The sequence below is a fragment of the Moorena sp. SIO1F2 genome, from assembly GCF_010672755.1.
Lineage (GTDB): Bacteria > Cyanobacteriota > Cyanobacteriia > Cyanobacteriales > Coleofasciculaceae > Moorena.
In genome coordinates, this window is the sequence record NZ_JAAHFV010000675.1 from 1 (window position 1) to 1,186 (window position 1,186).

General features: G+C 39.3%; 1 pseudogene. It reads right to left on the minus strand.

The features are described 5' to 3' along the window. Nucleotides 1-2 precede the first annotated feature (2 nt). Nucleotides 3-1,186: pseudogene (locus F6J94_RS33955) on the minus strand (hypothetical protein); the annotation flags it as partial.

The window sequence follows — 1,186 nt, forward strand, 5'->3', positions numbered from 1 at the left end:
TTTCACGCCTCTTCATCCACTGCCTCTTCAGTAATTTCTACCGATGGAGCACTCAAAATTTCTCGCAGTAATCTGTTATCTATAGCTAGCTTTGTGTTAGATATAAAATCTTTAATCTGCTCTTCACTCAACTCATAGTCTTCACGACTGTCATAAACAGCGCGAATCGCAATTAAGGGCTTAACCTCCTCTGTTTTCAAGGCTACCGATTTTCCTCCTTGAGCCTTAAGGTTATTGAAATACTCTTGAGCCTTCTTGGCATTTGGACTTATCGGTTTAGAGCGGACTAAACAACCACGGGTCAGATCATATTTTTTATAATCCCTAAGATGATATAACCCAGTCGTTACCCTGTTTCCAACAGAGGCTTGGATCACTGCTAGTCCGATTTTGACCGTATTACCTTCTTGTTTACCAACTATCTTGACGCCGAGGTATTTATTTTTTGGTTTAACGGGAGCTTCAATTTTTTCGATTGTGACTCCTGCCACTATCTGTCCGATGAGTTGCTTGAGGCCAAACTTAATAGCGTTAGTGACCTGATAGTCATCGTCCATATACTCTTCATTGTCAATATTGTCAATATTTTTGATCTCGTTATTATAAGCAGAGCTAACGGTATTTATAGGAGGTCTATGGGACGAAACTTGCTGACCATTAGGTAATCCCCAGTTAGTTTGACACCATTTCAAAACATCTCTTGCTGTTGGTCGTTGTTTACCTAATTCTTTCAGTCTTTCTTCGCTAAAGGGATAAACTGGCTGGGGAGGAGTTAGTTTATTGTCAGCATAAAACCCTTTTAACCGTAGGTAAACTAGAGCAATTATCTGATCAGAATTTAGAGGCTTTAATTCAACTTCTCGCTCCCCAATTCTGTCAACAACTGCATCATTTAACTCTAATGCTCTAATTTGATGTGTCCAAGTTTCAGGAAACATAGCCGTCAGCAGCACCCCCCGTTTAAGGCTATTATATAAATCTGTTGCTAAGCTGGCAATAACTTGTGCTCTGCTAAACCCTGCATCATCACATTCTGTACCATCTAATTGATCAAAACATACTACCAAGGGATTGTAATCACTAATTAGGTCTAAAATATGACAAGTTATATCGAAATGGTCTTTGTCATCTTCCGAATCGTTAGGTAACTCCATTTCGTCAGCTTTTTTCTGGGCTAAACTTTTAC